Raw genomic sequence first — 22,474 nt, 5'->3', positions numbered from 1 at the left:
ATCCAGACTGCGAGGCGTCCATGAGAAAGGACTGTTCCATGATTTCATACGTCATTCTTGGGATTACGTTCCTAATTGCCGTAATTCAGATTTCCATCTATGCTGCACACCAGCGTAAACCACTCACTCGTGATGATATTAACGACCGACTACTGGCTGCTTTGAACGGAGGCGATAAAGGCCGTGAATAAGAAAAGACCCGTTACCTTCCGGCCTTTCAAGGCCCCTCGTTACGCTTATGACAAGCTTCGTAGTTGTCGCCACTGCGGGCAATACACCGCTCTCGGCGAAGATCGATGCACCAAATGCGGTAGAGCCTCACTTATTACTGTAGAGCAGCAAGCCGTATCCATCGCAGGACGGAAAATGCATACGCGCCTCTTATTCATCTTACTGCTCACACTAGCCTCCGTCTATTTTGGAAATAGCATAGAGCAGATGATATTGTGTGGTGCCGGAGGGGTTCTCCTCGCTGGACTATTGTACTATACGCAGCGAAAAGTACGGCAGAACGAGAATCTTCGTTCACTTAACGAGCTGCTTGGCCGAGGCATCGGCATCATCAAGGAGGGACTAGAGAACAACCGTCAGGAAGCTGTCTCCGTACTCCGCGAGAATGATGTGCTTGCCTATGAGAAGCTGCGCGAGCTTTCTATCCTGCTTCGCGGCGACCGGATCGCGCGGCAGCGAGTAGCTTTGCTACATGGATTTTTACTCCGCAAGGATATGGATCTAGAGCTGGAGCAGCTTCTTCTAAAAGACTTCGAACCACTGCTAGCAGAATATATCGGCGAGATCGCTAAAGTCCGTCCCGATCTTATCAAAGATCGCACACTACGCTACGTGAAGAACTATGAAGTGGAGATTCGCCAGATGGCTAACGGCTTAACCATCCTTACGAGCGTTGCAGGAGCGGCGGTAAGAATGAAGCGTTATGCCCTGCTCTACTCCAATATGATTGGCCGATACGTGCAGGATCTGCCCAAAGACCGTTTTATGCGATTGTCCAAACTCATTGCTGCGAATCCCCATGAACCGTGGAACGGCTTGGACCAAAGAGTAGCTGACATTCGCGAAGCCAAATATCGCTGGGACCCAGAATTTCAATAGACCTGAAAGCTTAGATGAAGTCCAGTCACACCATCAGGGTGGAAACGCCAATATAAAGCAAACTTATATTTCAAGAAGAAACGACGTTGTCTTCCTTTATTGATGACAACCGTTTCTCGTAGAAATATAAGGATGAAGTATAAAGTGAAACTTATACTTTCTTATATTTTGAAAAAAGAGGCTACTCTATATGACGTTCAAACAATTAATAACCCTGCGAAACTTTATGATCATTTTGTGTATTAGCATGTTTGTGCTGCTTGGACAGAAGGTTTTTCTGATCGCCGACAAAATACAAATGACAAAGGAAGCTGACCGTCTCTATGCTGCTGGTGATCTGATAAGTGCCGAAAATCAGTATCGCTTGGTGGCGGCAAACCATTCCATTCTTTATATGGAAGAGAGAGTTGCGGAACGGCTAGCTGAACTGTCGCCAATCACGGCCATCCGCCAAGGTTTGAGTACCATGATATCATCCGCAAAAGCACAAGCCGCGACTAAGGATTTTGCCGGATTTATGAAAAGTTATAATGCTCTGCTCAGCTTGAAAGCTACATATATGAAGCCCGGTGGTCCCTATGAATCTTATTATCGCCAGTTATCGACCGATTCAGGCATTTCTGACCAGTTCACAACCTACTTCCGAGAATTTAAGGAACAGTTTCTTACCGAACTTGCTCAGAGCCAGAGCGGAAATACGAGTGAAGAGGACACTTTTAAATGGAATCTGTTGCAAATTCCCGATGCTTATTACGGAAGCGCTGCTTCCAAGGGGGAGTTGCTAGCCTCTAAGTTCAAAAGCCATGATACGGCTAAATTAAAAACCTTAGCAGGGACAGGAAACTTTACAGGTATGCTGGAGAGCGCCCTCTCCATGATGAATGCTTACAGCCATCATAGTTACGAAGCTCCATGGGTACTTCAACAGGCTGAAAGCAGCGGAAAGATCATCCTGAACAAAGACCTAGAGGGCGATAATATCACAGCCTTTGCTGGGCATGCTGTGGCCTATCGTAATTTTGCAGAATCGGCAGGCATCACCTCATCCAAAGTGCTAACCTTGGTCGATACTAGTAAAGCTAAACTATTGAAAAATGCCAAGCGCATGACTAGTAAAGGTCAATATGCTGAGGCTCTTGAATTATACGGAGAGCTTGCTCCGCTAGAGGATACTTCGTCAAACATTGCCGCTGCAAGGCTGGCCTGGAATATTGCCGAGCCTGTTCGCCTCCTTCCGGGTGGTGAAGAGCAAGGCAAATATGAGAACATCATCTCCAGTAAGGGACTACACGGTACGAAAGTGATTGTTTCTGGGACGGATAGCAGCGGCGTCCTCTATTATGCCGCGATGAATAGCGACGATAGTGTGGTTACTTTAACTGGAAATAGCTTGCCAAGATTCGAGAGTCTGCGCAGTCTTACTTTTAATGATCAGCTTGCTTCCTCTTCTGGCTCTGGGGGCCCCGTGGTTCTGGCCGAATCCGAGGTCGAAGGTGGACGCACCCTTTTTACAGCATATGAGATGAAATCGGAAGGTATTTCACAGTTATTTTCATTGGCTGGCGATAGCTACGAACTTCAATCTGATGATTCCATACTCGTGCCTAATGCGGATCTTGGTGACCGTGTCGACGGACAAACTGCACGTTACCGTAAAGTAGATGGTATTTATCAATTTGCTGAGATTGTTCAGGAGTATGCTGTAATTTCAGCTTCCGATGTAGCGCTTCATCCTTTTGAGAAGGTATCTTTTCACTGTGAAATCGTCCAAGATAACTTCGGTAATATGCTTGCTTACTCGAATGGAGTTTATATTTTACTTCAAGGAGACGTGGGTTCCGTTACAGGTAACGCGTTAGTTAGTGGTCAATATCAGAACGGTTATCAGCTTGTTGGAACGGACATGGGAGAGCAATATGTGCCTGTGTTTGTGGTGGAATCCGTGGGTAGTATGAGCTTTGGACATTAGGACTTAAGAGATTACTGATGGCGTCAAAGCTTTAGCAATTCGTGAGAACAATCCTATGACTAGTGAAATCCTTCTATTTGAGGTATGAATATTTGGTCACCGTATCCGGTCAGTTTCTTTGTCCAATTGGTGTGGGTAGTCCGTCTATACTTGTAGTGTTCTTCTCTTGTCTATATGCTTTCAGACCTTCTTCGCCCTTTTGGATAGACCAACGTTGCAACGTATCTCGCTCACCATCATAACTCATGAATGGGACCGAAAATCCGCAGGAAGTCTGTACTTTATGAACATCAATCAAAATGATCTGTCTCACTCCAGGCAGAGGTGTAAACATAGGGTACAGTGCTTCCCATTCTGCTGATCCAGGCAAGATCACGGTCCCTGTTCCATACAATCTCAGAATGTTCGGCGGCCCCTCAAACGCACAAAACATAACCGTCACCCTTCCATTTTCTAGCAGATGTGCGCTCGTCTCATTGCCACTTCCAGTCATATCTATATAAGCCACCTGGCTACTTCAACCCCATCAACTACACCAATTCTCAACCAGCTAAACCAACTCACGAACTACTTCAACTCCCCTTACCAAACTATACTTAACTCGGTTCAGCCGGTGTTGGTAACAAATGTAGGGCACTTTTGCCCTTCTTTCTTACTAATTTGGCTCGATGGGACAAATGTAGGGCATTTTTGTCCTTGAAGATTGCTATTTCGGCCAAATGCAGCTAATGTGCGGGATTTTTACCGTTCTTTCACGCTACTTCAGCCAAATGCAGCTAATGTACGGGATTTTCACCGTTCTTTTGCGCTATTTCAGCCAAATGCAGCTAATGTACGGGATTTTTACCGTTCTTTCATGCTACTTCAGCCAAATGCAGCTAATGTACGGGATTTTTATCGTTCTTTCACACTACTTCGGTCAAACGCAGCAACTTTACGGGATTTGAATTTACCTTCATTTTTCCGCGAACTCATTTGTCAGTTAAGTATTTATTCTCTTGAGCTTCCCATATGTCTACCCTTCGTCTCCCTAGAATACACAGAGAAAATCAAAGTAAATGCGAGCGCAGCAACGGTTAGCGACACATCTGCCATATGATATGAAGAGTCATTACTTATTCCTTCTATTGATATATATTCGTTTCAATCGTTGAGTAACCCTTCACCCGGGGTATTCTGCTCATCAGCGAAAAAAGGACTACCTCTCGGCAGCCCCCAAATCCCCACAAAACATTCTTTTAGCTAAACAAATCTATTCCCCTATAAAACTTCCACATAAGCAGTAACTAAGCCACAAATAAGCTATCACTACACAAAATCATCTATCTCCCTATCTACTCAATCGCAATATAAATCTCAACCTGCGTGTTAGCAGGATCAAAGTTTCGCGAATCATAGAGCTCAAAATCGCCTGTATAAGTTCTTACCTCCGCGGACGCCTTAAAATACGCCCAAATCTCCCCCCACGCTTGCGAGACTACTTCAAATACCGGACCTTTTTTCGTCGTAAATACCAAGTATTTGCTCTCCGGAACAGATGCATAAACGAGATTGCTATTGTCTATCTGACTCTCACCATCAACTTCATGCCCAATCACAACGGTATACGCTCCGGTCGCATCACTCTCATAATCTGTATACAGAGCGTAGATATATTCAGGATTAGCCGTACCAATCTGCACCGCAATATTACTCTGAAAATACGTTTCCCACAGCCGCGACAAGCCCCCATCTGGACCCATTTCCACTTCATTAGTCGTGCGTATGCTAACCCCAGCCAAGGTCATTTTCGGTTTTTGTACAAAATAAGTTTCCATCATTCTCCCTCATTTCCTGTGATTGAATTCAGTATACACAGGAGAAGTGGACACCTGTGTGTCCAGTTAGAGTAGAATTATCGATTTGGGTTATAAATGCTCCTTAGGGGTAATTAATAGTATGGAACTACACTCGAAGGGAATGACTCCATCATGTCAAAAATCAAATTAGCCGTCATCTACTACAGCGCCACAGGAACTAACTATCAGCTCGCACAGTGGGCAGTTGAAAGCGCCGAGAAAGCGGGAGCCGAGGTGAAGTTGCTGAAGGTACAGGAACTGGTTCCCGAGGACAAAATTGCGGCAAATCCAGCCATGAAAGCCCTAGCTGAAAAAACAAAAGATATTCCAGTCGCTACTCCCGATGATATTGTCGAGGCAGATGCGATTATTTTCAGTTCTCCTACCCGCTTCGGTAACATCGCTTCTCAAATGAAGCAGTTCCTCGACACGACCGGAGGGATTTGGGGCAAAGGACTAACTGTAAATAAAGTAGTCAGTGCTATGAGCTCAGCACAGAACCCACATGGTGGACAGGAAGCTACGATTTTGGCACTCTACACATCGATGTATCACTGGGGAGCGATTGTCGCTGCACCTGGTTATACTGATCCAGTAACGTTCGGTGCGGGAGGCAACCCCTACGGAACAAGCGTCAGTGTAGATGGGGACGGTAAGATGATCGAAGAGCAGGATCGTATCCGTGACGCTGTTTTTCATCAAGCGAAGCGTACGGTTGAAGTTGCAGGCTGGGTCCATTCAGGTAAAAGTAAAACCGCCAATAGTCAGAACTAGACGCCCGCCTATCGTTCGATATAGAACACCCCTCGGAGCTTCCAAATAGCGAATTAAACCGAGGGGTGTTGTTATTTTTTTTCATTTATTCTCCAGGATACTTAAGACCCCACTGTGCACGTATTTGATCCAGCAGATTCAGAATCGCTAAAGATTCATCCAGTGACATTACCGAGCTTTCTGTAAGCCCTGCTTGTAGACAACATCCTACTTCCTCTGCTTCAAAACAATATCCGATAGAAGCTCGATCATCCACAAAAGTCTCTACCTTCTCATCCCCTATATAGAGCGAAACAGATTTCGGGTTCACTAACGTCCCTTCTACAATAATACGGCCTTCTGTTCCAAACACATGCGCTTCTTCCAGCATGTTAAGACGAATACCGCCGTTCAACGAAGCTGTTTTCCCATCACCATATGACAGCAACATGGAGAAATGCTCGTCCACTCCAGTCTCACCAATATGCACTGTGCTGGATATAGCTTCAGGATGAGGCCCAAAGACCATGGAGGCAAAAGAAACCGGATAAATCCCAACATCCAGCAGCGCACCCCCACCCAGCTTCGGATTCAACAATCTGCCTTCTGGATTCCAGTCCGTGCGAAATCCTAAGTCTGCCTTTACCAAGCGAACGTCACCAATTCTGCCCTCTTCGATCCACTCTCTAACCTTAACAATCGCCGGGATGTAGCGACTCCACATCGCTTCCATCAGGAACAGCTTATGTTCTCTAGCATAGGATACGATTTCTTCCAATTCTCCACTATTTATGGTGAAAGGTTTCTCACATAGGACAGCTTTGCCTGCACGCAGCGCCAATAATGCATTTTCTTTGTGAAAAGGATGTGGCGTTCCGATATAAACCGCATCTACATTCGGGTCATTTACCAATTCCTCATAGGTGGCGTAGGCATGCGGAACCCCATGATCACGCGCAAATTTATCCGCACTTTCCTGAGAACGCGAACCCACGGCATATGCCACGCCATTGCTAGCGTGAACTAAATCAGTAACAAACTGATGTGCAATCCAGCCTGTACTGAGAATTCCCCATTTTACCTTGTAAGCGTTGTCTTTTTCCATTGTATTGTTCCTCCTCATCCTTCTGTTTCTACTATTTGATTCTATCAGACCATGCTTATTAATGCATATGAACTAATAGCAGCGAACACCACTGTCACTACCACAATAGCAATATTCCAGATCCTGCTCAAAGCTGCCGAATGCTCGTTAGAGTTCTGAATAAACGCTTTTTGGAGAAGACTCTGCAGTATCTTCATTAAAATCAACCCCAAACATCCAAGGCCGCTCAGCAGGATAACCTCAAAGCTGATTTACTCACAAATCTGTCAGCGAAGTTGCTATCGTAATGAATCGGGACTGTGTCCGGCATTCTAGAATATAGGAACAAATAAATTACTAAAGGGATCAAGGCCGCCACAACGCTTAAGATCATCGCTGGCTTGGTTTTGAACATCGTTATAACCTCCTTGTAGCATGAAGATAGGATCTAACCGTTTATTCCTCTTCCACTTCAATCAGAAATATTCGATCCTTAAACCCACCGCGACGTTTAGCCTTCTCCGCACGAAGCTTCTCCAGCTCCATGCTATTACCTCCATGTGTCTCTGCCAGCGCTAGAATCACTTCCAGCATATCGGCAAGCTCCTCCAGAGCTTCTTCGTCACTAGCTGCCTTAAAGTACTCTTCAGACTCTTCTTTCAATTTATTACGTAGTTCAGTTATGTATTCTTTGGGCTCGAGTATCCTTGTTCTAAGATCTTTCCCTTGAGAAGTGATTAAGTCGGGAATTCCGTCACGCACTAGCTTTTGATATACAGGCATTTGAGTTCTTCCTTTCTATCTGATCTTCAGACTGCCCTCAACCTTGATTCGATCCCACCATCAGCCGAGAACACCCAATTGTATTCGTCGTGATCAACAAGTTCAATCACACCTCCTTGATACACGGCTTTCCAAGCAAACAGTCTGATCTGCACACTCCCATAATTATGCTCGTTCATGCCAAAGCTCCAGATCGAATGGTGCAGCTTACAGTAGAATTGTTTGAACAGCAAGGCCATGGCATTGCCGAAATCCGTGTTCAGGATAATGGGCTTGGCATCTCATCGAATTATAGAGAGCATGTCTTCGAGCATTCTTCCGGGCAGCAACAAACAGAGCACACTACGCGGTCTAGGACTCGGCTTAACCTTCAGTCATCTGTTAGCAGAATCTATGAACGGAAGCCTTGTGCTTGAGAAGCACTCAGACGAAGGCTGCACCTTCGTGCTATCCCTGCCGCTGGATCACTAAATATTAGGCTGCGGCACATCATCATGGTATAATCATTTGCACAATAACACCGAAAACCGGAGGCTATATATGCTTACTTTTGAACAGAAATTAGCGATTCTTGATTCTTATCCCCAGTTGGAACGCAAGAACGTATCCCTTGGACGCGTGAACTATCACTATGAGGAAAGCCAGCATGACAAGAAAACTGTTGCCTTTCACCTGCATCCAAACGGTAATGGTTATGTATTCGCAGGATTACTGCGGGGCTACGAGACAGATGATAAGGGATTCGTGAACATTCGCGACTACTCGGAGTCCGAACTGCGGAGTCTCTTAGATGCCGCTATCACTTCTTTGTCTATTTACATTCCGGAAGCCCCTGTAGCGAGCAAAAGAAAGAAAAAAACTGCTGCATCCGCCGATTCACTCTGGACTAATGATGAAGGCCATACCCTAACACTAAAGCTTGAGGATGATTTATGGTATGTCTATGCCGATCTCAATCTGGAAATGGCGTTTGAAACCCTTGAGGAAGCTAAAGAATATTTAGCGGAAGAGGGATTTACACCGCAGGGTTAAGCGTCACTCCTCTCAAAGAGGTGTTCCAACTGCCATTTGATTTGGCGATTCGAACACCTCTTTTCAATTGTAAGCATACAAGCTATATCCAAGAAATGATCCACGATATAACTGCCCTCCACCACTAATCTATCTTCTTTTCCAACAGGAGCTACCAAAATCAGTTGTTCTATACTATTTTCCGGTATTACCAAATTTTGCAGACCACCCGCTTGATCTTGAACATATCTACGGACTGACACGGTGTTACTACCTACTTCCGAGAATCCAGAATTGTTTTTCCGCCATTCTTCAAAAGCATTTTGTTGAGAATGGTTGGAACTAACACAGGCCTGATTTATTGAAAAGTCCGGTAGTTATATACGTCTCCACCAATATTATCTATACCCACTTTATTGGTTACTTCCGAACAATTCTCTTGTTTTTGAATCGGCATGGGGTCTTTTTCTTTAGAGATCGTCCTTATTATCTTTTTAGCACCGGATTTTAAATTTATAAAGATCTCTTTATTATCCATGTTAGAGAACTCAAAGGGACGAGCGTATTATTCTGAGAGCTGATCGCCTTCATTACTTGTTCATTCTCTTTGCCGTTAACAAATTGTTTGAATCGAAGCACAAAAAGTAAACGTTAGCATTACTAAGAAAAGAATGATGATTTTTGAAGGATATTTGTTGTTTATCATATTCCATTAGCTCCCTAATCTAAAAAAATAAAAACAATACATTTCACACCTGAATATATCAAATGGCAAATCATAATGTAAGTCTAAAAAGAACACTACCAACAACACCCAAATTATGGTTAGATGAAGGAGAAGCTATATCTTAAAGGGAAAGAAGCGTGAACGCACATGAGTTTTGAAATCGTAGAAGCCACTATACCGGAGATCCAGGCTGCATTAGAATCCGGAGAAATTACGTCAAAACAACTAGTTCTCATGTATTATGAACGCATAGCTGATCATGACAAAAATGGCTTGACGATTAACTCTGTGCTGGAGATCAATCCTGATGCGTTGTTTATCGCAGAATCTCTGGATGTGGAACGTGCGATCAAAGGCCCACGTGGGCCCTTGCACGGCATACCTGTGTTATTGAAGGATAACATCAATACTGGGGACAAAATGCATACTAGTGCGGGTTCGCTAGCTTTGGCGAATTCTTTTGCCGGGGAAGATGCGTTTATAGTTACCAAGCTGCGTGAGGCCGGAGCGATCATTATGGGTAAAGCCAATATGACCGAATTCGCCAATTTTATGACGAACGGCATGCCTTCTGGCTACAGTTCCCGCGGTGGGCAAGTCCTTAACCCCTACAATATATCTACACCAACCGGAGGCTCCAGTTCTGGCTCAGCAGTAGCAGTCGCTTGTAACTTCTGTACAGTCTCTGTTGGCACAGAGACCTCTGGATCGATCCTTAACCCTGGTAATTTGGGCTCCATCATCGGCATTAAACCGACCGTAGGACTGCTCAGCCGTTCGGGAATCCTTCCGCTCTCCAATACGCAAGACACCGCTGGTCCTATGGCCAGAACGGTTCATGATACCGTGTTGCTGCTAAACGCAATGCTGGGCAACGATAATCACGATGCAGCTATGGGAACGAATACAGGTAAAATCCATGAGGATTACACTGTATTCCTAGACGCCAATGGTTTGCAAGGTGTCCGAATAGGTATCCCGCGAGATTATTATTTCGAGGAGCTGACAGAAGAGCAACTTGCACTGTTCAATGCTTCTGTAGATAGAATGAGAGAGCTTGGAGCTACCATCATTGATCCTGCGGATATTAAGACCGCCCGAGAAATTAGTTACTCATCGGTTGTACTGAACGAATTCAAAACATCACTGAACGCTTATTTATCTCGTTTGGGTCCTGGGGCACCGATGCGAACCTTGAAGGATATTATAGATTTTAACCATGCACATCCTGTGGAGACTTTAAGATTTGGCCAATCTACGTTAATAGATGCGGAGTATACCTCTTCCGGCACACAAACCGAGCCAAAGTATTTGCGACACCGTGCGACCGACCTGAAGCTGTGCAAGGAAGAAGGAATCGACGCCACCATGAAGGAGTACAATCTGGATGCCCTGCTGTTCCCAGCCGATTTCGGCGCCAGAATTACCTCCAGAGCAGGATATCCGTCCATTGTTGTGCCTTCCGGCTATACATCAGCCGGCGCCCCCTTCGGAGTGACTTTCTCAGCAAAAGCTTATCAAGAGCCTACACTCATCAAGCTCGCCTATGCTTATGAACAGCACTACAAGGTACGAAAAGCGCCATCGCTAAAGAGCTTTATCTGATCACGCTTTTTCACCGATATCTAAAAGCCCGTAAACGGTGATTGTCTCATTCACTGTTTACGGGCTTTTTCATCTTCCAAACTCTACATATACTTACTCATAGTCACGCTGATTCTCTTCATCGGCAATATTCTGAATTTCATCGGAGTGAATTAGAAACAACTCATACTCTCTTTCAGCATGCAGCTTCAGCGCCCGCTCTTTAAAAAACTTCGGACTACCCTCCGCCGCATCCTCATCATAAAAGAGCAATATCCCGTCGCTTTTGCGGAACAACAAGTCATCTCTGGCCCGAAACTGCCAGCTACCGTCATATGGAGCATTACTGACCGCCCCGAAGAAGTCCGCACCCGCAATAATACGCCTATACTCGTTCTGCTTCTCTTCTTTCCACTTCTCCTCCTGTCCAGTATGCGCTGTAATGATCCCAAGCTTTAAGTCCGGATACTGCGTCTTAAGTTCGCTCACCACCTCGCATGCCCACAGATCCACACCATATTGCCCGGGCGTAATCACCCACTCTACACCTTCTTCGATTAAGGGTTTTAATCGGTTAGCCAGTGCTTTTTTGATATAAGGAATCCCTTGATGCTTATTGTCAAAAATACCGAGCTCGTGCGCACGATACCCAGTTACCAGTAATGTCTTCATGTGCTGCCTCTTTCCTGAACGTTGTAATCCACTTAATTGTTCATTATATATCATTTGCGCACTTCATTTCTTAGGCAAACTTTCAGCTGATATTAAGCAATTTTTCAGAACCGTCTGTTATATTTCTTCTAAATCATTTCTAAACTACTAAAGAGGAGAAAAAAATGATGAGATTCATCCCTTTTATGATCTCAGGGAGACAGAATGCAGCAAACCTTCTCCGAAGAAACCACAGACCTTACGATTGATGCGGACACTAAAATTGTAGCCGTTACCTTCGACAATGGCACGTGTTAAGAAATGCGATCACCTTAGCAGAACTGAAAGCTGATGATATCATCCAATATACGCTTAAATCAGATTCCACCGTGGCGGAGAGCATTACATTAAGTAATGGCAATCCCGGAGGAACCGATCCAGATGACAGCACGAGCAGCAGCAGCTAATGAAATGCTACGTAACAAAAAAAAGATCTCAGGGGACAAGCTGGTTCCCCGGAGATCTTTTAATATAACATGAACTAGTTCTTATCAGACAAAATCAATACTCCACGAGCTGGCACAACAGCAGAACCGCTAACTTTATTGCCAGTCAGAAGATCCGTACGCTCAGTAGCACCAATATCCGCACTCAAATCACCAGTGGTGTGGTTCAGCAAGAACAGGTAAGATACGCCTTCCTTCACACGTTGCACAGATTCGATACCTTCCGGTGCAGTTACTAACGGTTGAATGTTCTTTTCGGCACACAGATTGGCTAAGAATCCTTTCAAGAATTCAGCTTCTGGGCTAGTAGCCACGTAGTAAGCTTTTCCTTCGCCAAATTTATTCACAGTCAGCGCAGGCATTCCTTTATAGAAATCAGAACCGTATTCTGCCAAAACTTCTGCACCTTCAGCATGAATCAGATCGCAGAGCAGATCACATTTATAAGAACCACTCAATTTGCCCCACTCTTTGCCCATCACAAGCTCGTTGCTCATCCCTGGCAGCAGTGCATCAATTTCCTCTGCCCAGATACCGAGTACCTTACGCAATTCCCCAGGGTATCCACCTACGGTTACGAGGTCCTTCTCATTAACAATACCACTGAAATAAGTCGTAATGAATGTACCGCCCGCTTTTACAAAAGCTTCAACCTTCTCTGCAAAACCTGGCTTAATCATATACATCACTGGTGCGATTACAATCTCATATTTGAACAAATTCTCTTCGACACCGATCATATCGGCTTCGATATTTTGCTGATACAGCGCATCATAATATTTATGGATCTCATTCACATAATCCAAAGCAACGGATGGTCCGCTTGAAAGGTTAATTGCCCAACGGTTTTCCCAGTCATAAATAATCCCTACTTTAGCTGCACTGCGCGCATCCAATAGTTGATCTCCAAGCTGCCCCAGCTCTTTACCTAGCTCAGCGCATTCACGGAATACACGCGTGTGCTCATGTCCCACATGCTCAATAACAGCTCCATGATACTTCTCACATGCACCTATCGAACGACGCAGTTGGAAGAACAGAACAGTGTCCGCACCACGCGCTACAGCCTGATAACTCCACAAGCGCATAACCCCTGGACGTTTCAGAGAGTTATACGGCTGCCAGTTCTGCTGGCTTGGCGTTTGCTCCATCAGCATGAACGGTTGTCCATTCTTCAATCCACGCATGAGATCATGCGCCATGGCTGTGAAACTCACTGGTGTATCGAGTGAAGGATAGTTGTCCCAAGAAATAACGTCCATATGTTTAGCCCACTCAAAATAGTCCAGTTCATCATAAAAGCCCATCAAGTTAGTGGTAACCGGTACGTTAGGACTGTGCTCCTTAATCGCATCGCTCTCAATTTTGTAGCATTCCAGCAAGCTATGCGACATAAATCTACGAAAGTCTAATGATATGCCTTGGAAGTTGGTGCGGTTGCCGTCCCATTCTTCACTCAGCTCACTTGGCAGTACAATTTCTTCCCAATCATAAAACGTATGTCCCCAAAAACGGGTATTCCATGCTTTATTTAATGCATCCAAAGAACCATAACGATCCTTCAGCCAGACACGGAATGCCGCTTCAGATAAATCAGAATAATCATAGTTACTGAACTCATTCGAAATATGCCAAGCTACCAGCGCTGGATGATCCTTATAACGTTCAGCCAGCTTTCCTGCCAGCTTCGCTGCAAACTTGCGGTAAACTGGACTGTTTGGATTCGAGTTATGACGTCCACCGAACTTGCGTTTTCTGCCCTTCACATCAACACGAGTAACTTCAGGATAACGATGAGCCATCCAAGCTGGGTGCGCTCCTGTACCTGTTGCCAGACATACGTAAGTACCATTTTTATATAGTCTATCCATTAATTCATCTAGTGATGAGAAATCATAAGTGTCTTCGGAAGGTTGGATCAGCGCCCAGGAAAATACATTAATTGTAGCAACATCAATTCCTGCCAGCTTAAACATCCGCTCATCCTCTGCCCATACAGGCGCATCCCATTGCTCTGGATTGTAATCTCCACCGTACCAAATCTTAGGTAATTTATCGTTAATCACACTTCGCACATCCTTTATAGTATAATTATATATATATTGTAATCGGTTAATCTTACGCTATAAATATAAAATAATCTTCCCAGCATATAAGAATATGGAACTAAGAGGAGATGAAGTCATTGAAGGGAATCGTTTATCGTAGAATTGTGTTCCCCCATGAGGGTGGACAACATCTGCCTATCACATTAGACAGTATCGGCCACAATCATCAACAAGAAAAAGTATCTCGCCCAGATGGCTACGAAACCTATCATTGGCTCCAAACGGCGTCTGGTGAAGGGGTGATTCATTTTGAGAATAAAAGCTTCTCCCTTACCGCAGGCAGTGGTGTATTACTTCTTCCCTATACCCCACATCGCTATGAAGCTTCGGCTGCTAACTGGAGCACCTCTTATTTAACGTTCGGAGGCAGCTCCGCAGGGTCTATTTTGGAGACGCTGGGGATGAATATGAATTCTTTTTACCGCTGGGAAAAAGAGGCGCCTCTCTCCAAACTGCTAAGGAAAATACTTGATCAATATGATGCCTCACAGGACATGTTTGGTCTGACCGCCTCCACAGATGCTTATCGCTTTCTGCTTACTTTGAGCAAATATGGGCAACTACATAACAACACGACGATATCCCGCAATGTGGATAAGCTGCAGCCTTTACTGAAATGGATGGACAGTCATTATGGTGATCCTGATCTCGGACTTAATGATCTGGCCGATCAACTCGGAGTATCAGGACGTTATCTCAACAACCTATTCATACAAACTTTTGGGCTATCTCCTTATGCCTATTTCGTACGGTTACGTATCCGCAAAAGCAAAGAAATGCTCGTAAGCCAGCCGGATCTTACTGTAAAGATCATCTCGCAGAGAGTCGGCTTCCGTGATGTCAGCCATTATGTAGCCACATTTCGAAAGCAGTCTGGAACTACGCCAGAGCAGTTTAGAAGACTTCACTAACACTCTAAGGTGTAAAGCTTAATCGCCTTCTGCGTAGTGAATTGCTACATAAGGTTGCGTATGACGTAGCCATCGCTGTGTGGATCTCATTAGTATGGGCATGTGCGACAGAGTAATTGCATTTTGTACACTTAAAACAACCTGTTCAGCAGAGAATATCCATATAAGTGTATTCTCGGCATTTGGCTGTGAACCGGGATACTCCGCATTATAGCTGCACTAAATACATCTAAAACCGTTTAATATCCGGAGCACGCTAAGTAAGTGTAGAAAGTGCATCTATTCAGCGGGGAAGAGAGTTTACACTTGGTAAATGCACCTTTTCATCTCATTTCGAGCATTCTATTGCACAGAATGCAATCGAAAGGATTCGAACACGCGAAGGAGATAATTATGACCCTCCCATCGACAGTTACGTTGAATCCTTTCACATCTCCAGAATTTCTACGCCATATGGCTCAAGTAGCAGCTCTCCTGAACGCACAGAGGCCTGTACTCCATCCGGCAATCCCTCAAATCGTAACAATCCTTTCTCCTTCGCTAGGCTCTCCAATAGAACTGACTAGAATCTCTCTTCCATATGAGTCCCGAAGTAATAGACCTGACCTTTCCCGAAAGCATTGACGGTTACGGCCGGAGATCCACTGTAGAAATCATCGCCATACCAAGCAATCGGACGTGCCACAACAGGTCTTAGTATGTCGCACCACTGCGTGCATTCATATTTGTTACCCTCAGCATCAACGACCGTATGTGTTTCAGCACCAATCGGATCATACTCCAGCACTTCAACACCTGTGCAATAACTCAGAAGCCCTGGGAGTGGCTGCATGACTGCGATGTTATTTATATTTTTGACGCCACTTCGGTTAGTAATAAGCAAGGTCCCGCCAGCATGTGCAAATTCCTCCAGACAACGTTAGCCGGAAGGTTCTATGTTAGCCGTGAATATATTTCACGCCGATCCAAACAGGAATATGGCATTAATTTCTCCGATTTCATCGTTAACGTCCGGATAGATAAGGCTAAATTGCTAATGCAGAACCCTCGTCTGAAACTATCGCAAATTTCAGAAATGATCGGTTTTCATGATGTGAAGTACTTTAGCAAGGTATTCAAGAAGCAGGTTGGCGCATCACCCAAGGACTACCGAAATCAATTCAATGATTAAACCAGCTTAAGAAGGCGTCCGCGACCGTCTTACCGGCTATGCCGTTCGGGTGCGGGTCGTCTGTTCCACTCATAAACTCCGGTCTGATCCGGTGATCATCTGGTGCAGGCAACGACAATAGGCTTGCTATATCAAAGACACGACTCACTCCTGCAGGCGGATTGGACAAAATCTCACGATTCACCTTGCGCCAAGTCTCTTCTCTTTCACCCTGAAAATTGAACGGCGGTACCGTACCTAGAATAATACTAGCTTCAGCATTTCCCCCCTTGATCTTAGAAATAATGGTCGTCAAATCACCAAGCAGCTCGTCCGCCGAACGGCATCCAATATCAATATCATTTACTCCGAGTACGATCATCACTTCATCACTTTGCTTAGCTTTGTGTAGCCATGGACCATCCGCGGCAACATCATAAGCTCTAGCCCAGCCTGAACCGAGATTCCAAATGCCAATATCCGTGCCAAGACCATCCGCAATTCTCGCTACCCAATATTCGTACTCATCCTTAAATGTCCGCACCCCTTGAGTAATCGAGTCGCCCAAGAAGACTAGTTTCTTGGTAACAGATTTCTTATACCCAATGAAACTTGGCAGTACCAAAAGATTATCAGACGCTGTGAAACCATCCTCTGAATCCTGTGCGGCAAGATTTCCGGGCGCGTCATAAGCTGTTGCTAGCATCCCTTCTACATTGAAAGGAATCGATTTACCTGCAGTGAGCGTCCTAATCGTCCACGTAAACGCCAAGTAATGATTCTCTGGTAGAACAATGCTTATCTCATCACTCCAGAAACATTCGCCAGCCGCAACGGTTTTAGAGGCTTTGCCTTCAAAGGTAAGCACATGCTGTGTATCTTCAGTAATCGTTCCGTCTGGTTCTGTTCCTCCGTCAGCGATATAAGCTGTCTCGATAACCCAGTCGCCTCCAGGTTCACTGCCTACAGCTTCTTGCCCTTGATCCCATGTAGAATCCACCGCGTTGCTATGCCAGAACTTTAGCTTCAACGTACCATTTTCCCTTAAACGAATATAAGTCCGGAAGGTATGTGTAAACGGCTCTTGCTTATTCATTATAAAATTCGCTGCAGTTGAAAGAACCGTTGCTGAGGTATAATCCGTCTGGTTCAATACTCCACTTCCCTTAGTTAAATTAGTATTCATAACGTTTCCCCCGTTATTCAGTAAGATTGTAACACTAAAACCTCTCCAATAAATCAAGGGAACGGATCGTCCACCCAATTTACAGGAGAGGTTATGGCTATATCAATATGCTTTGAGAAACGATGTTGCCTTTACGGTCAGCCTTCACAGTCAGTTCAGGGGCACCTTTGAGATCACGAACCGTGCAGAAGCGGTAGTGCCATGCTCATTGCTCCAGAGGATCGTTTTGTAAACCGCAGCCAGCTGGATGACGCTGATACTACTAAGATCAATCGTCTTAAGAAGATTATTCTCTATATTCAGGATAGCTATCAGGAGCCGATTCGAACTCGAGACCTCTCCGAGCTTATCCCCATGAGTGAAAGACAGTTCTGCCGATTTTTCAAAGAAATGACCCGTAAGACTCCAGTAGATTACATTAACTCTTACCGAATTCGCCAAGCCGCCGATCTACTGCAACAAAGCGACAGAAAAATATCCGACATCGCATTCGAGGTCGGATTTGATAATGTAAGCTATTTTATTAAAGTGTTTCGCAGAGCGATGAAATGCTCGCCTTCGGAGTTTAGGAAGGGATCAGGGGGGACCATTATTAACTAATTGCATAGAGACACCAACAGTGTCGAATGCTGAATAGGTCGCTTCGTCTACCCGGATTTACTATTTAGTAACGAGTATGAGCTCTACTATGGGAATGAGGATTAATGTATCCGTCACTCATCCATCGAATAATATAAACACGAAACCTAACCTCCCCTGTAAATGGTAACAGTGACACCTTATCTATTAGTAAATCCGCTAGAAGTGCATTTCATAACCAATCCAAAATGGGCGGTAGCCGAAGACTCTGATACGTCTCAATTAGAAATACTAATCTAACAAAGACAAAATTCTCTATATAGAAAAAGCAATCGGACCTCTACCATATCAGAGGGTCTGCCGATTGCTTTTTTATGTGCAGATGATGTTGTTCTACGGCTATTCCTTCCGAATCACAATAAAGCAGGTGCTGTCCGGCAGCGCCACTTCCTGTCCGCTCTCATCCATGAACCTTACCCTGTCGCGCAGCGCTTCGGTATAACCTTCTTGCAAGTAATGCCGGAAGACCTCAATCTTCGCCTGCTTTCCTAAAATCTGTTCAATAAATGAGGCAAACTCCGTAGGAGTAAAATAACCAAACTGTTCTTGGACCTCATGAATATATGCCTCTTCGCCCCAGGTATACGTATATAAAAATTCCATGGCATCATTAACAGGCATGAGCACTTCTTGCTCCCCTAATCTCTGAAACTGAATCTGACGTCCGGCAAAATCCTTCGCATAACGCTCCAGCCACCCCAGACCATCCTCCTCCAGAAAGCGTACTCTCCGCAGCAAAGATTCTGGTTCAGTCATAACCCCATCACGGATAATAATAACCCCGCCCTCAGACAATACATCAAAGGCACTTTGCAGAGCAGCCGATACAGTGTCATGATTGAACTTTTTACCATTAAGCGGCACATAAGAATATAGCTCATGCAAAATCGAAGAGAAGATTACCGTGTCCACTGTTCCAGCCTCCACGAAATCTTTAAGGTTCAACGCATCTCCCTGCAGGACCTCCCAATGACGACCTTCCCGCTGCTTGCGTTGTCGCAAGGCTTCCACTACATTGCTCGATATATCAATGCCGATAGGGGTAACCTCTGGCATACGCTCTTCCAGCAAATCCAGCAGCACACCGCCGCCCGGACCGATATCGAGCACTTTTTGCCCTGTAACATGATCCAGAATCACAGCTTTATAGTCTGCTGTATTATTCATTTGACTTAAGTAGGTATCTTCATTATGAAAACGGTCGAAAGCGTCCCTCCGCAGCTCGAACAGGTCGAACAACAGCAATACAGCACGTTCATACAAGGGTGATTTTTCAGCTTCCATACAGAATTCGATCAACTTCTCAGCCGCTGCTGAGAATTGGAACTGAAAAAATACCGTATCTGGCAGGTACTCCTTAGAATATTGCCGAAGGATTAGGTGAGGGTTCTCAGTAGGTAAAGTCTCTTTGTCGATATCCTCCCATGTAAGCTCCGCTAAATATTTTTCGATAATCCGCTTCTTATAAACGTTGATCTTCTTAACACCCTTGTAGTCGTAGTAAATGCTGTTCATGACATGCTCGAAGCTGATATGGTTTAGGGGTTCATTCTGGGCCCTATGGGCAGCAAGTATCATCACCTTCAGAAATTGCTCCAGCGAAAAGGTCTGCAGTGCAGATTCCACATACCAGAAGGTAATCTTACTTAAGGAGTCCAATCGTTCCGCATGGAAGCCTTCCTGCATCAGCTTTGCCCATTCCGTAGTGAAATCTTCTCCTCTAGAGATCGGACCTAGACGCATTCTGCGCAGCCTTTCCTTCATCGGCATAGGACTAGCAAGGTCTCCGGAGGAAATCAGGGCGATAAGCTGCTTCACTTCATGCTCTACATTCAGCCATAACTCCGGAGACACAGCCTCGATGATGCAATGATTGAGTACGGTCAGCAAACGTTCCAGTTCCTCCACAGTCAGCAGCTGCTCTTCCACAATACCACGGAGCGGCTTATTCACTTCCGGAGGCACCTCCCCACGAATTTGCTGTCCTATGAGTCCATGGGTCTCAATTAGCCAATGAATCATCGCACCTTTCTCAGAGACAGTCCTACCCAAATGCCTATCATATAACTGTGCGGAGCCAATGTTATGTACAAAACAATTAATACCTTCCTCCTGCCAAAGTAGCCGCTCTTTCGATGTGCCACCCTTAGCAGTTTCTGACCAGATTAACGTCTCTTCCACAAGCTCTTTTATCCAAATCGAACGGGGAAGTTGGTCTAGAATCTGCAAACTGCGTTCCACATAGTCCAGCACGGGATTCCTGCGGTCCAGCTCCTCCAGAGATTCCACACGTTCCAAATTTACAATCTGCTCCTCCGCTTGGACAATAAGCTTCAGCCAGAGGTTATCCTCCAAATGATCTTGTATTCCTTCACGGTATAAGGTGATGGCTTCCAGTGATTTCAGCATATACTCCTCCTTCGCTCCAAAGTGGAGACTATAAAGACTAATTATTATATATACACTACTGTAAATTAAAAAACAGAACTAGGGCTCATGAAATAACCATGGCCCAGTTCTGTTTGCATTCCAATCATTAGGTTCCGAACCGCTGCCGATATCCGCACTTGCGGCACAGCTCTTCTACCGCCTCTCTACGAGAGAACCCATAAAATAAATTATTCGCCCGCTCACCCTCTACAATCTCTGAGAACGGAGTCTCATGAATGTTTCCGAGGTTAATTACTCCTTCACCATCCAGACAGCACGGCACAACGGTGCCATCTACGAGGATTGCCGCTTGGCTGCGTAGCGCATGACAGAACCCTTTTCCATCATCCTCCGGCTCGTTCAGTGCAGGCCAACGGAATTCATGGTCCTGATTGAGATACACGCGTGGGGCAATCTTGACGCCGCTGCCAGGCACAACCTTTTCTTCGATCTTGAAATCAAGGTTAAAGGCCTCCTCCAGCAAAGCAAGCGTCTCACGGTTACGATTCTTCTCCAGATTGGTCAGATTGTCCTCCGTCAAATTCCACAACCGGAAGGAAATAATCACTCCTAGCGCAGAGGCTTCCCGTACAAAAGAAATAATCTCCGCCAAATACCCTTCGCGGTTCTCTGACCCTTCATGTCCATCAAAGCTGTGCAGAGAGAAGTTCATCTGACGTAGTGCAGGTTTGCCGAGAATCTTAGGCCCAGCCTTATGAATTAACGTGCCATTGGTTGTAATATTGACCTTAAACCCTTTGGCATGTGCGGCATCCAGTAGCTCACCAATCTTGGGGTGCAATAGCGGCTCACCTTTAACGTGAAGGTAAATATGATTACTATGTGGCTTAATTTCATCTAATATCGTATTAAACGTATCGAGCTTCATAAAGTTCTTCGTTCGAGCGGTTTGTGGACAAAAGCTGCAGGCCAGGTTGCAGACGCTTGTTATCTCAATGTATACCTTTTTAAAAGTCTTCAAGTTCTGCTCCCCTTCTATTTATAGATCTGCGGCATAGCGGAGGCCGATCTGCGCTCTGGCTTCCTCCATAACCTCTGCTACCGCCAAGGAACTTGCATGCGTGTTAATTCTGCTTTCCCGTTCACCGTTCTTAATTAAGTTGATAAATTCCTCCACCTCATAATACATAGACTCGTATACCTGAGGCTGCGTAAGCTCCTCGACGGTCCCGTCACGATAATGAATCTTCACTTGGTAGGGTTGGTTAATCTTGTCGATCACCATTGTACCACTTTCCCCTTGAATCTCGGCTGGCAAATAGGAATCAGCGATCTTGGAATGCATCACAACTGCGTCCATATCATCGTATTGCATGACAATACTTCCTTCGCCATCCACTCCAGAAGAGAGCATTAGACCCACGGCCTTTACAGACTTCGGTTTCCCGAACAACACTACCATAGGATATAAGCAATAAACACCAAGATCCATCAATGAGCCATTAGAGAAGGCTGGATTAAAAGCATTTAACACCGTTCCCTGCCGATAGGCATCATATCTCGATGAGTATTGGCAATAGCTCGCGAAATAACGGCGAACTTGGCCAATCTTATACAAATTGTCTCTGATCACTCCGAAATTCGGCATGAATGTCGATTTCATTGCTTCTACCAACAACACATCATTGCTCTGCGCGGCTTCAATCATAGCTCTAAGCTCGGCACTGTTTGAGGCAGCCGGCTTCTCACAGAGCACATGCTTCCCATGATTTAAGCACATAATCGCCTGCTCAGCATGCATGGAGTTCGGGCTTGCAATGTATATGGCATCGACATCTTTACTGGAGACCATATCTTCCAAATTCGTATAAATTGTAGCTCCAGCATATTTTGCAGCAAAGGCCTGACCTTTCTCCATTGTGCGGGAGTACACGGCTGTCAGGATAAACTCCTCATTCTCCAAGCCGGCTTGCACGAAGCGGTCTGTAATAAAGTTTGTTCCAATGACCCCGAAACGAATTGTCATGATAATCCCGTCCTTTTTAGTTCTTACTAAAACTCTATATGCTATTT

The 22,474-nt window shown here is 45.1% G+C and carries 25 protein-coding genes and 1 pseudogene; 12 read left to right on the top strand and 14 right to left on the bottom strand.

All coding sequences use genetic code 11. The features are described 5' to 3' along the window. Window positions 1–38 precede the first annotated feature (38 nt). The 3 genes from MHH52_RS04520 to MHH52_RS04510 all read left to right on the top strand — a co-directional run bounded on the left by MHH52_RS04520 (window position 39) and on the right by MHH52_RS04510 (window position 3,079). Window positions 39–191 (top strand): hypothetical protein, encoded by a 153-nt coding sequence (locus tag MHH52_RS04520; RefSeq protein ID WP_155986556.1) that lies wholly within the window; start codon window positions 39–41, stop codon window positions 189–191. Further along, a complete protein-coding gene (locus MHH52_RS04515; RefSeq protein WP_340006903.1) occupies window positions 184–1,110 on the top strand; it encodes a hypothetical protein in 927 nt (308 codons plus the stop codon). Before MHH52_RS04520 ends, MHH52_RS04515 begins: the two co-directional genes overlap by 8 nt. A gap of 190 nt (window positions 1,111–1,300) precedes the next feature. Next, entirely contained in the window at window positions 1,301–3,079 is a 1,779-nt protein-coding gene (locus MHH52_RS04510) for a hypothetical protein (protein ID WP_340006901.1), read from the top strand. Between the two features lie 109 nt (window positions 3,080–3,188). Here MHH52_RS04510 and MHH52_RS04505 read toward each other — a convergent pair whose 3' ends face one another. Then, a complete protein-coding gene (locus MHH52_RS04505) occupies window positions 3,189–3,572 on the bottom strand; it encodes a pyridoxamine 5'-phosphate oxidase family protein (RefSeq protein WP_340006900.1) in 384 nt (127 codons plus the stop codon). 210 nt (window positions 3,573–3,782) lie between these two features. Here MHH52_RS04505 and MHH52_RS04500 point away from each other — a divergent pair, with 210 nt between their 5' ends. Beyond that, window positions 3,783–4,178, top strand: coding sequence for a hypothetical protein (locus MHH52_RS04500; RefSeq protein WP_340006898.1), 396 nt, complete (start codon window positions 3,783–3,785; stop codon window positions 4,176–4,178). Between the two features lie 235 nt (window positions 4,179–4,413). Here the strand turns inward: MHH52_RS04500 and MHH52_RS04495 are convergent, their stop codons facing one another. Next, complete coding sequence (locus MHH52_RS04495) at window positions 4,414–4,899, bottom strand: GyrI-like domain-containing protein (RefSeq protein WP_340006896.1); 486 nt, start codon at window positions 4,897–4,899, stop codon at window positions 4,414–4,416. A gap of 150 nt (window positions 4,900–5,049) precedes the next feature. On the opposite strand from MHH52_RS04495, the gene wrbA reads away from it, so the two are divergent. Then, complete coding sequence (gene wrbA, locus MHH52_RS04490; protein WP_340006895.1) at window positions 5,050–5,691, top strand: NAD(P)H:quinone oxidoreductase type IV; 642 nt, start codon at window positions 5,050–5,052, stop codon at window positions 5,689–5,691. An 85-nt stretch (window positions 5,692–5,776) separates the two neighbouring features. Here the strand turns inward: wrbA and MHH52_RS04485 are convergent, their stop codons facing one another. The 4 genes from MHH52_RS04485 to MHH52_RS04470 form a co-directional block, all read right to left on the bottom strand. Next, complete coding sequence (locus tag MHH52_RS04485) at window positions 5,777–6,775, bottom strand: Gfo/Idh/MocA family oxidoreductase (RefSeq protein WP_340006894.1); 999 nt, start codon at window positions 6,773–6,775, stop codon at window positions 5,777–5,779. Window positions 6,776–6,819: 44 nt separating this feature from the next. Continuing rightward, complete coding sequence (locus MHH52_RS04480; RefSeq protein ID WP_313640000.1) at window positions 6,820–6,972, bottom strand: hypothetical protein; 153 nt, start codon at window positions 6,970–6,972, stop codon at window positions 6,820–6,822. Between the two features lie 238 nt (window positions 6,973–7,210). Continuing rightward, window positions 7,211–7,537 carry a nucleoside triphosphate pyrophosphohydrolase gene (locus MHH52_RS04475; protein WP_340006891.1) on the bottom strand — a complete coding sequence of 109 codons (327 nt, stop codon included), beginning with the start codon at window positions 7,535–7,537 and terminating at the stop codon, window positions 7,211–7,213. A 26-nt stretch (window positions 7,538–7,563) separates the two neighbouring features. Further along, window positions 7,564–7,716: a hypothetical protein gene (locus MHH52_RS04470; RefSeq protein WP_340006889.1), complete on the bottom strand. Its 153-nt coding sequence runs from the start codon at window positions 7,714–7,716 to the stop codon at window positions 7,564–7,566. Between the two features lie 43 nt (window positions 7,717–7,759). Between MHH52_RS04470 and MHH52_RS04465 the strand changes: the two genes are divergently transcribed. Further along, complete coding sequence (locus MHH52_RS04465) at window positions 7,760–8,008, top strand: ATP-binding protein (RefSeq protein WP_340006887.1); 249 nt, start codon at window positions 7,760–7,762, stop codon at window positions 8,006–8,008. Between the two features lie 69 nt (window positions 8,009–8,077). Next, entirely contained in the window at window positions 8,078–8,569 is a 492-nt protein-coding gene (locus MHH52_RS04460) for a hypothetical protein (RefSeq protein ID WP_340006885.1), read from the top strand. Between the two features lie 337 nt (window positions 8,570–8,906). Here MHH52_RS04460 and MHH52_RS04455 read toward each other — a convergent pair whose 3' ends face one another. Continuing rightward, entirely contained in the window at window positions 8,907–9,086 is a 180-nt protein-coding gene (locus tag MHH52_RS04455; protein WP_340006883.1) for a hypothetical protein, read from the bottom strand. A 336-nt stretch (window positions 9,087–9,422) separates the two neighbouring features. Between MHH52_RS04455 and MHH52_RS04450 the strand changes: the two genes are divergently transcribed. Continuing rightward, window positions 9,423–10,880, top strand: a complete 1,458-nt coding sequence (locus tag MHH52_RS04450) for an amidase family protein (RefSeq protein ID WP_340006881.1) — start codon at window positions 9,423–9,425, stop codon at window positions 10,878–10,880. Between the two features lie 93 nt (window positions 10,881–10,973). Here MHH52_RS04450 and MHH52_RS04445 read toward each other — a convergent pair whose 3' ends face one another. Further along, window positions 10,974–11,531, bottom strand: coding sequence for a DUF1273 domain-containing protein (locus tag MHH52_RS04445; protein ID WP_340006879.1), 558 nt, complete (start codon window positions 11,529–11,531; stop codon window positions 10,974–10,976). A 290-nt stretch (window positions 11,532–11,821) separates the two neighbouring features. Between MHH52_RS04445 and MHH52_RS04440 the strand changes: the two genes are divergently transcribed. Further along, window positions 11,822–11,977, top strand: a complete 156-nt coding sequence (locus tag MHH52_RS04440; protein ID WP_340006878.1) for a hypothetical protein — start codon at window positions 11,822–11,824, stop codon at window positions 11,975–11,977. Window positions 11,978–12,051: 74 nt separating this feature from the next. On the opposite strand, the gene MHH52_RS04435 is transcribed toward MHH52_RS04440, so the two are convergent. After that, window positions 12,052–14,082 (bottom strand): beta-galactosidase, encoded by a 2,031-nt coding sequence (locus tag MHH52_RS04435; protein WP_340006877.1) that lies wholly within the window; start codon window positions 14,080–14,082, stop codon window positions 12,052–12,054. 119 nt (window positions 14,083–14,201) lie between these two features. On the opposite strand from MHH52_RS04435, the gene MHH52_RS04430 reads away from it, so the two are divergent. Then, a complete protein-coding gene (locus MHH52_RS04430; protein ID WP_340006876.1) occupies window positions 14,202–15,035 on the top strand; it encodes an AraC family transcriptional regulator in 834 nt (277 codons plus the stop codon). A 562-nt stretch (window positions 15,036–15,597) separates the two neighbouring features. Here MHH52_RS04430 and MHH52_RS04425 read toward each other — a convergent pair. Next, entirely contained in the window at window positions 15,598–15,918 is a 321-nt protein-coding gene (locus MHH52_RS04425) for a beta-galactosidase trimerization domain-containing protein (protein WP_340006875.1), read from the bottom strand. A 36-nt stretch (window positions 15,919–15,954) separates the two neighbouring features. Between MHH52_RS04425 and MHH52_RS04420 the strand changes: the two are divergent. Further along, window positions 15,955–16,206: pseudogene (locus MHH52_RS04420) on the top strand (helix-turn-helix transcriptional regulator); the annotation flags it as partial. Here the strand turns inward: MHH52_RS04420 and MHH52_RS04415 are convergent. Next, window positions 16,196–17,371, bottom strand: a complete 1,176-nt coding sequence (locus tag MHH52_RS04415) for an SGNH/GDSL hydrolase family protein (protein WP_340006874.1) — start codon at window positions 17,369–17,371, stop codon at window positions 16,196–16,198. The pseudogene MHH52_RS04420 and the gene MHH52_RS04415 overlap by 11 nt on opposite strands. 201 nt (window positions 17,372–17,572) lie before the next feature. Between MHH52_RS04415 and MHH52_RS04410 the strand changes: the two genes are divergently transcribed. After that, complete coding sequence (locus MHH52_RS04410; RefSeq protein ID WP_340006871.1) at window positions 17,573–17,971, top strand: helix-turn-helix transcriptional regulator; 399 nt, start codon at window positions 17,573–17,575, stop codon at window positions 17,969–17,971. A 378-nt stretch (window positions 17,972–18,349) separates the two neighbouring features. Here the strand turns inward: MHH52_RS04410 and MHH52_RS04405 are convergent, their stop codons facing one another. The 3 genes from MHH52_RS04405 to MHH52_RS04395 all read right to left on the bottom strand — a co-directional run bounded on the left by MHH52_RS04405 (window position 18,350) and on the right by MHH52_RS04395 (window position 22,427). Next, a complete protein-coding gene (locus MHH52_RS04405; RefSeq protein ID WP_340006870.1) occupies window positions 18,350–20,419 on the bottom strand; it encodes a class I SAM-dependent methyltransferase in 2,070 nt (689 codons plus the stop codon). A gap of 127 nt (window positions 20,420–20,546) precedes the next feature. After that, window positions 20,547–21,422 (bottom strand): radical SAM/SPASM domain-containing protein, encoded by an 876-nt coding sequence (locus MHH52_RS04400; protein ID WP_340006869.1) that lies wholly within the window; start codon window positions 21,420–21,422, stop codon window positions 20,547–20,549. Between the two features lie 18 nt (window positions 21,423–21,440). Further along, window positions 21,441–22,427: a Gfo/Idh/MocA family oxidoreductase gene (locus MHH52_RS04395; protein ID WP_340006868.1), complete on the bottom strand. Its 987-nt coding sequence runs from the start codon at window positions 22,425–22,427 to the stop codon at window positions 21,441–21,443. Between the last annotated feature and the right edge of the window lie 47 nt (window positions 22,428–22,474).

The sequence above is a fragment of the Paenibacillus sp. FSL K6-0276 genome (genome assembly GCF_037977235.1).
GTDB lineage: Bacteria > Bacillota > Bacilli > Paenibacillales > Paenibacillaceae > Paenibacillus_AQ.
This window is presented reverse-complemented; position numbering and strand designations above follow the sequence as displayed.

Bases quoted from the DNA above. Each gene is read 5' to 3' on its own strand.
- MHH52_RS04405 (WP_340006870.1), bottom strand. From the start codon at position 20,419: ATGCTGAAATCACTGGAAGCCATCACCTTATACCGTGAAGGAATACAA.
- MHH52_RS04505 (WP_340006900.1), bottom strand. From the start codon at position 3,572: ATGACTGGAAGTGGCAATGAGACGAGCGCACATCTGCTAGAAAATGGA.
- MHH52_RS04395 (WP_340006868.1), bottom strand. From the start codon at position 22,427: ATGACAATTCGTTTCGGGGTCATTGGAACAAACTTTATTACAGACCGC.
- MHH52_RS04520 (WP_155986556.1), top strand. From the start codon at position 39: ATGATTTCATACGTCATTCTTGGGATTACGTTCCTAATTGCCGTAATT.
- MHH52_RS04485 (WP_340006894.1), bottom strand. From the start codon at position 6,775: ATGGAAAAAGACAACGCTTACAAGGTAAAATGGGGAATTCTCAGTACA.
- MHH52_RS04410 (WP_340006871.1), top strand. From the start codon at position 17,573: ATGCTCATTGCTCCAGAGGATCGTTTTGTAAACCGCAGCCAGCTGGAT.
- MHH52_RS04455 (WP_340006883.1), bottom strand. From the start codon at position 9,086: ATGGATAATAAAGAGATCTTTATAAATTTAAAATCCGGTGCTAAAAAG.
- MHH52_RS04510 (WP_340006901.1), top strand. From the start codon at position 1,301: ATGACGTTCAAACAATTAATAACCCTGCGAAACTTTATGATCATTTTG.
- MHH52_RS04460 (WP_340006885.1), top strand. From the start codon at position 8,078: ATGCTTACTTTTGAACAGAAATTAGCGATTCTTGATTCTTATCCCCAG.
- MHH52_RS04480 (WP_313640000.1), bottom strand. From the start codon at position 6,972: ATGAAGATACTGCAGAGTCTTCTCCAAAAAGCGTTTATTCAGAACTCT.
- MHH52_RS04470 (WP_340006889.1), bottom strand. From the start codon at position 7,716: ATGAACGAGCATAATTATGGGAGTGTGCAGATCAGACTGTTTGCTTGG.
- MHH52_RS04445 (WP_340006879.1), bottom strand. From the start codon at position 11,531: ATGAAGACATTACTGGTAACTGGGTATCGTGCGCACGAGCTCGGTATT.
- MHH52_RS04475 (WP_340006891.1), bottom strand. From the start codon at position 7,537: ATGCCTGTATATCAAAAGCTAGTGCGTGACGGAATTCCCGACTTAATC.
- MHH52_RS04450 (WP_340006881.1), top strand. From the start codon at position 9,423: ATGAGTTTTGAAATCGTAGAAGCCACTATACCGGAGATCCAGGCTGCA.
- MHH52_RS04495 (WP_340006896.1), bottom strand. From the start codon at position 4,899: ATGATGGAAACTTATTTTGTACAAAAACCGAAAATGACCTTGGCTGGG.
- MHH52_RS04415 (WP_340006874.1), bottom strand. From the start codon at position 17,371: ATGAATACTAATTTAACTAAGGGAAGTGGAGTATTGAACCAGACGGAT.
- wrbA (WP_340006895.1), top strand. From the start codon at position 5,050: ATGTCAAAAATCAAATTAGCCGTCATCTACTACAGCGCCACAGGAACT.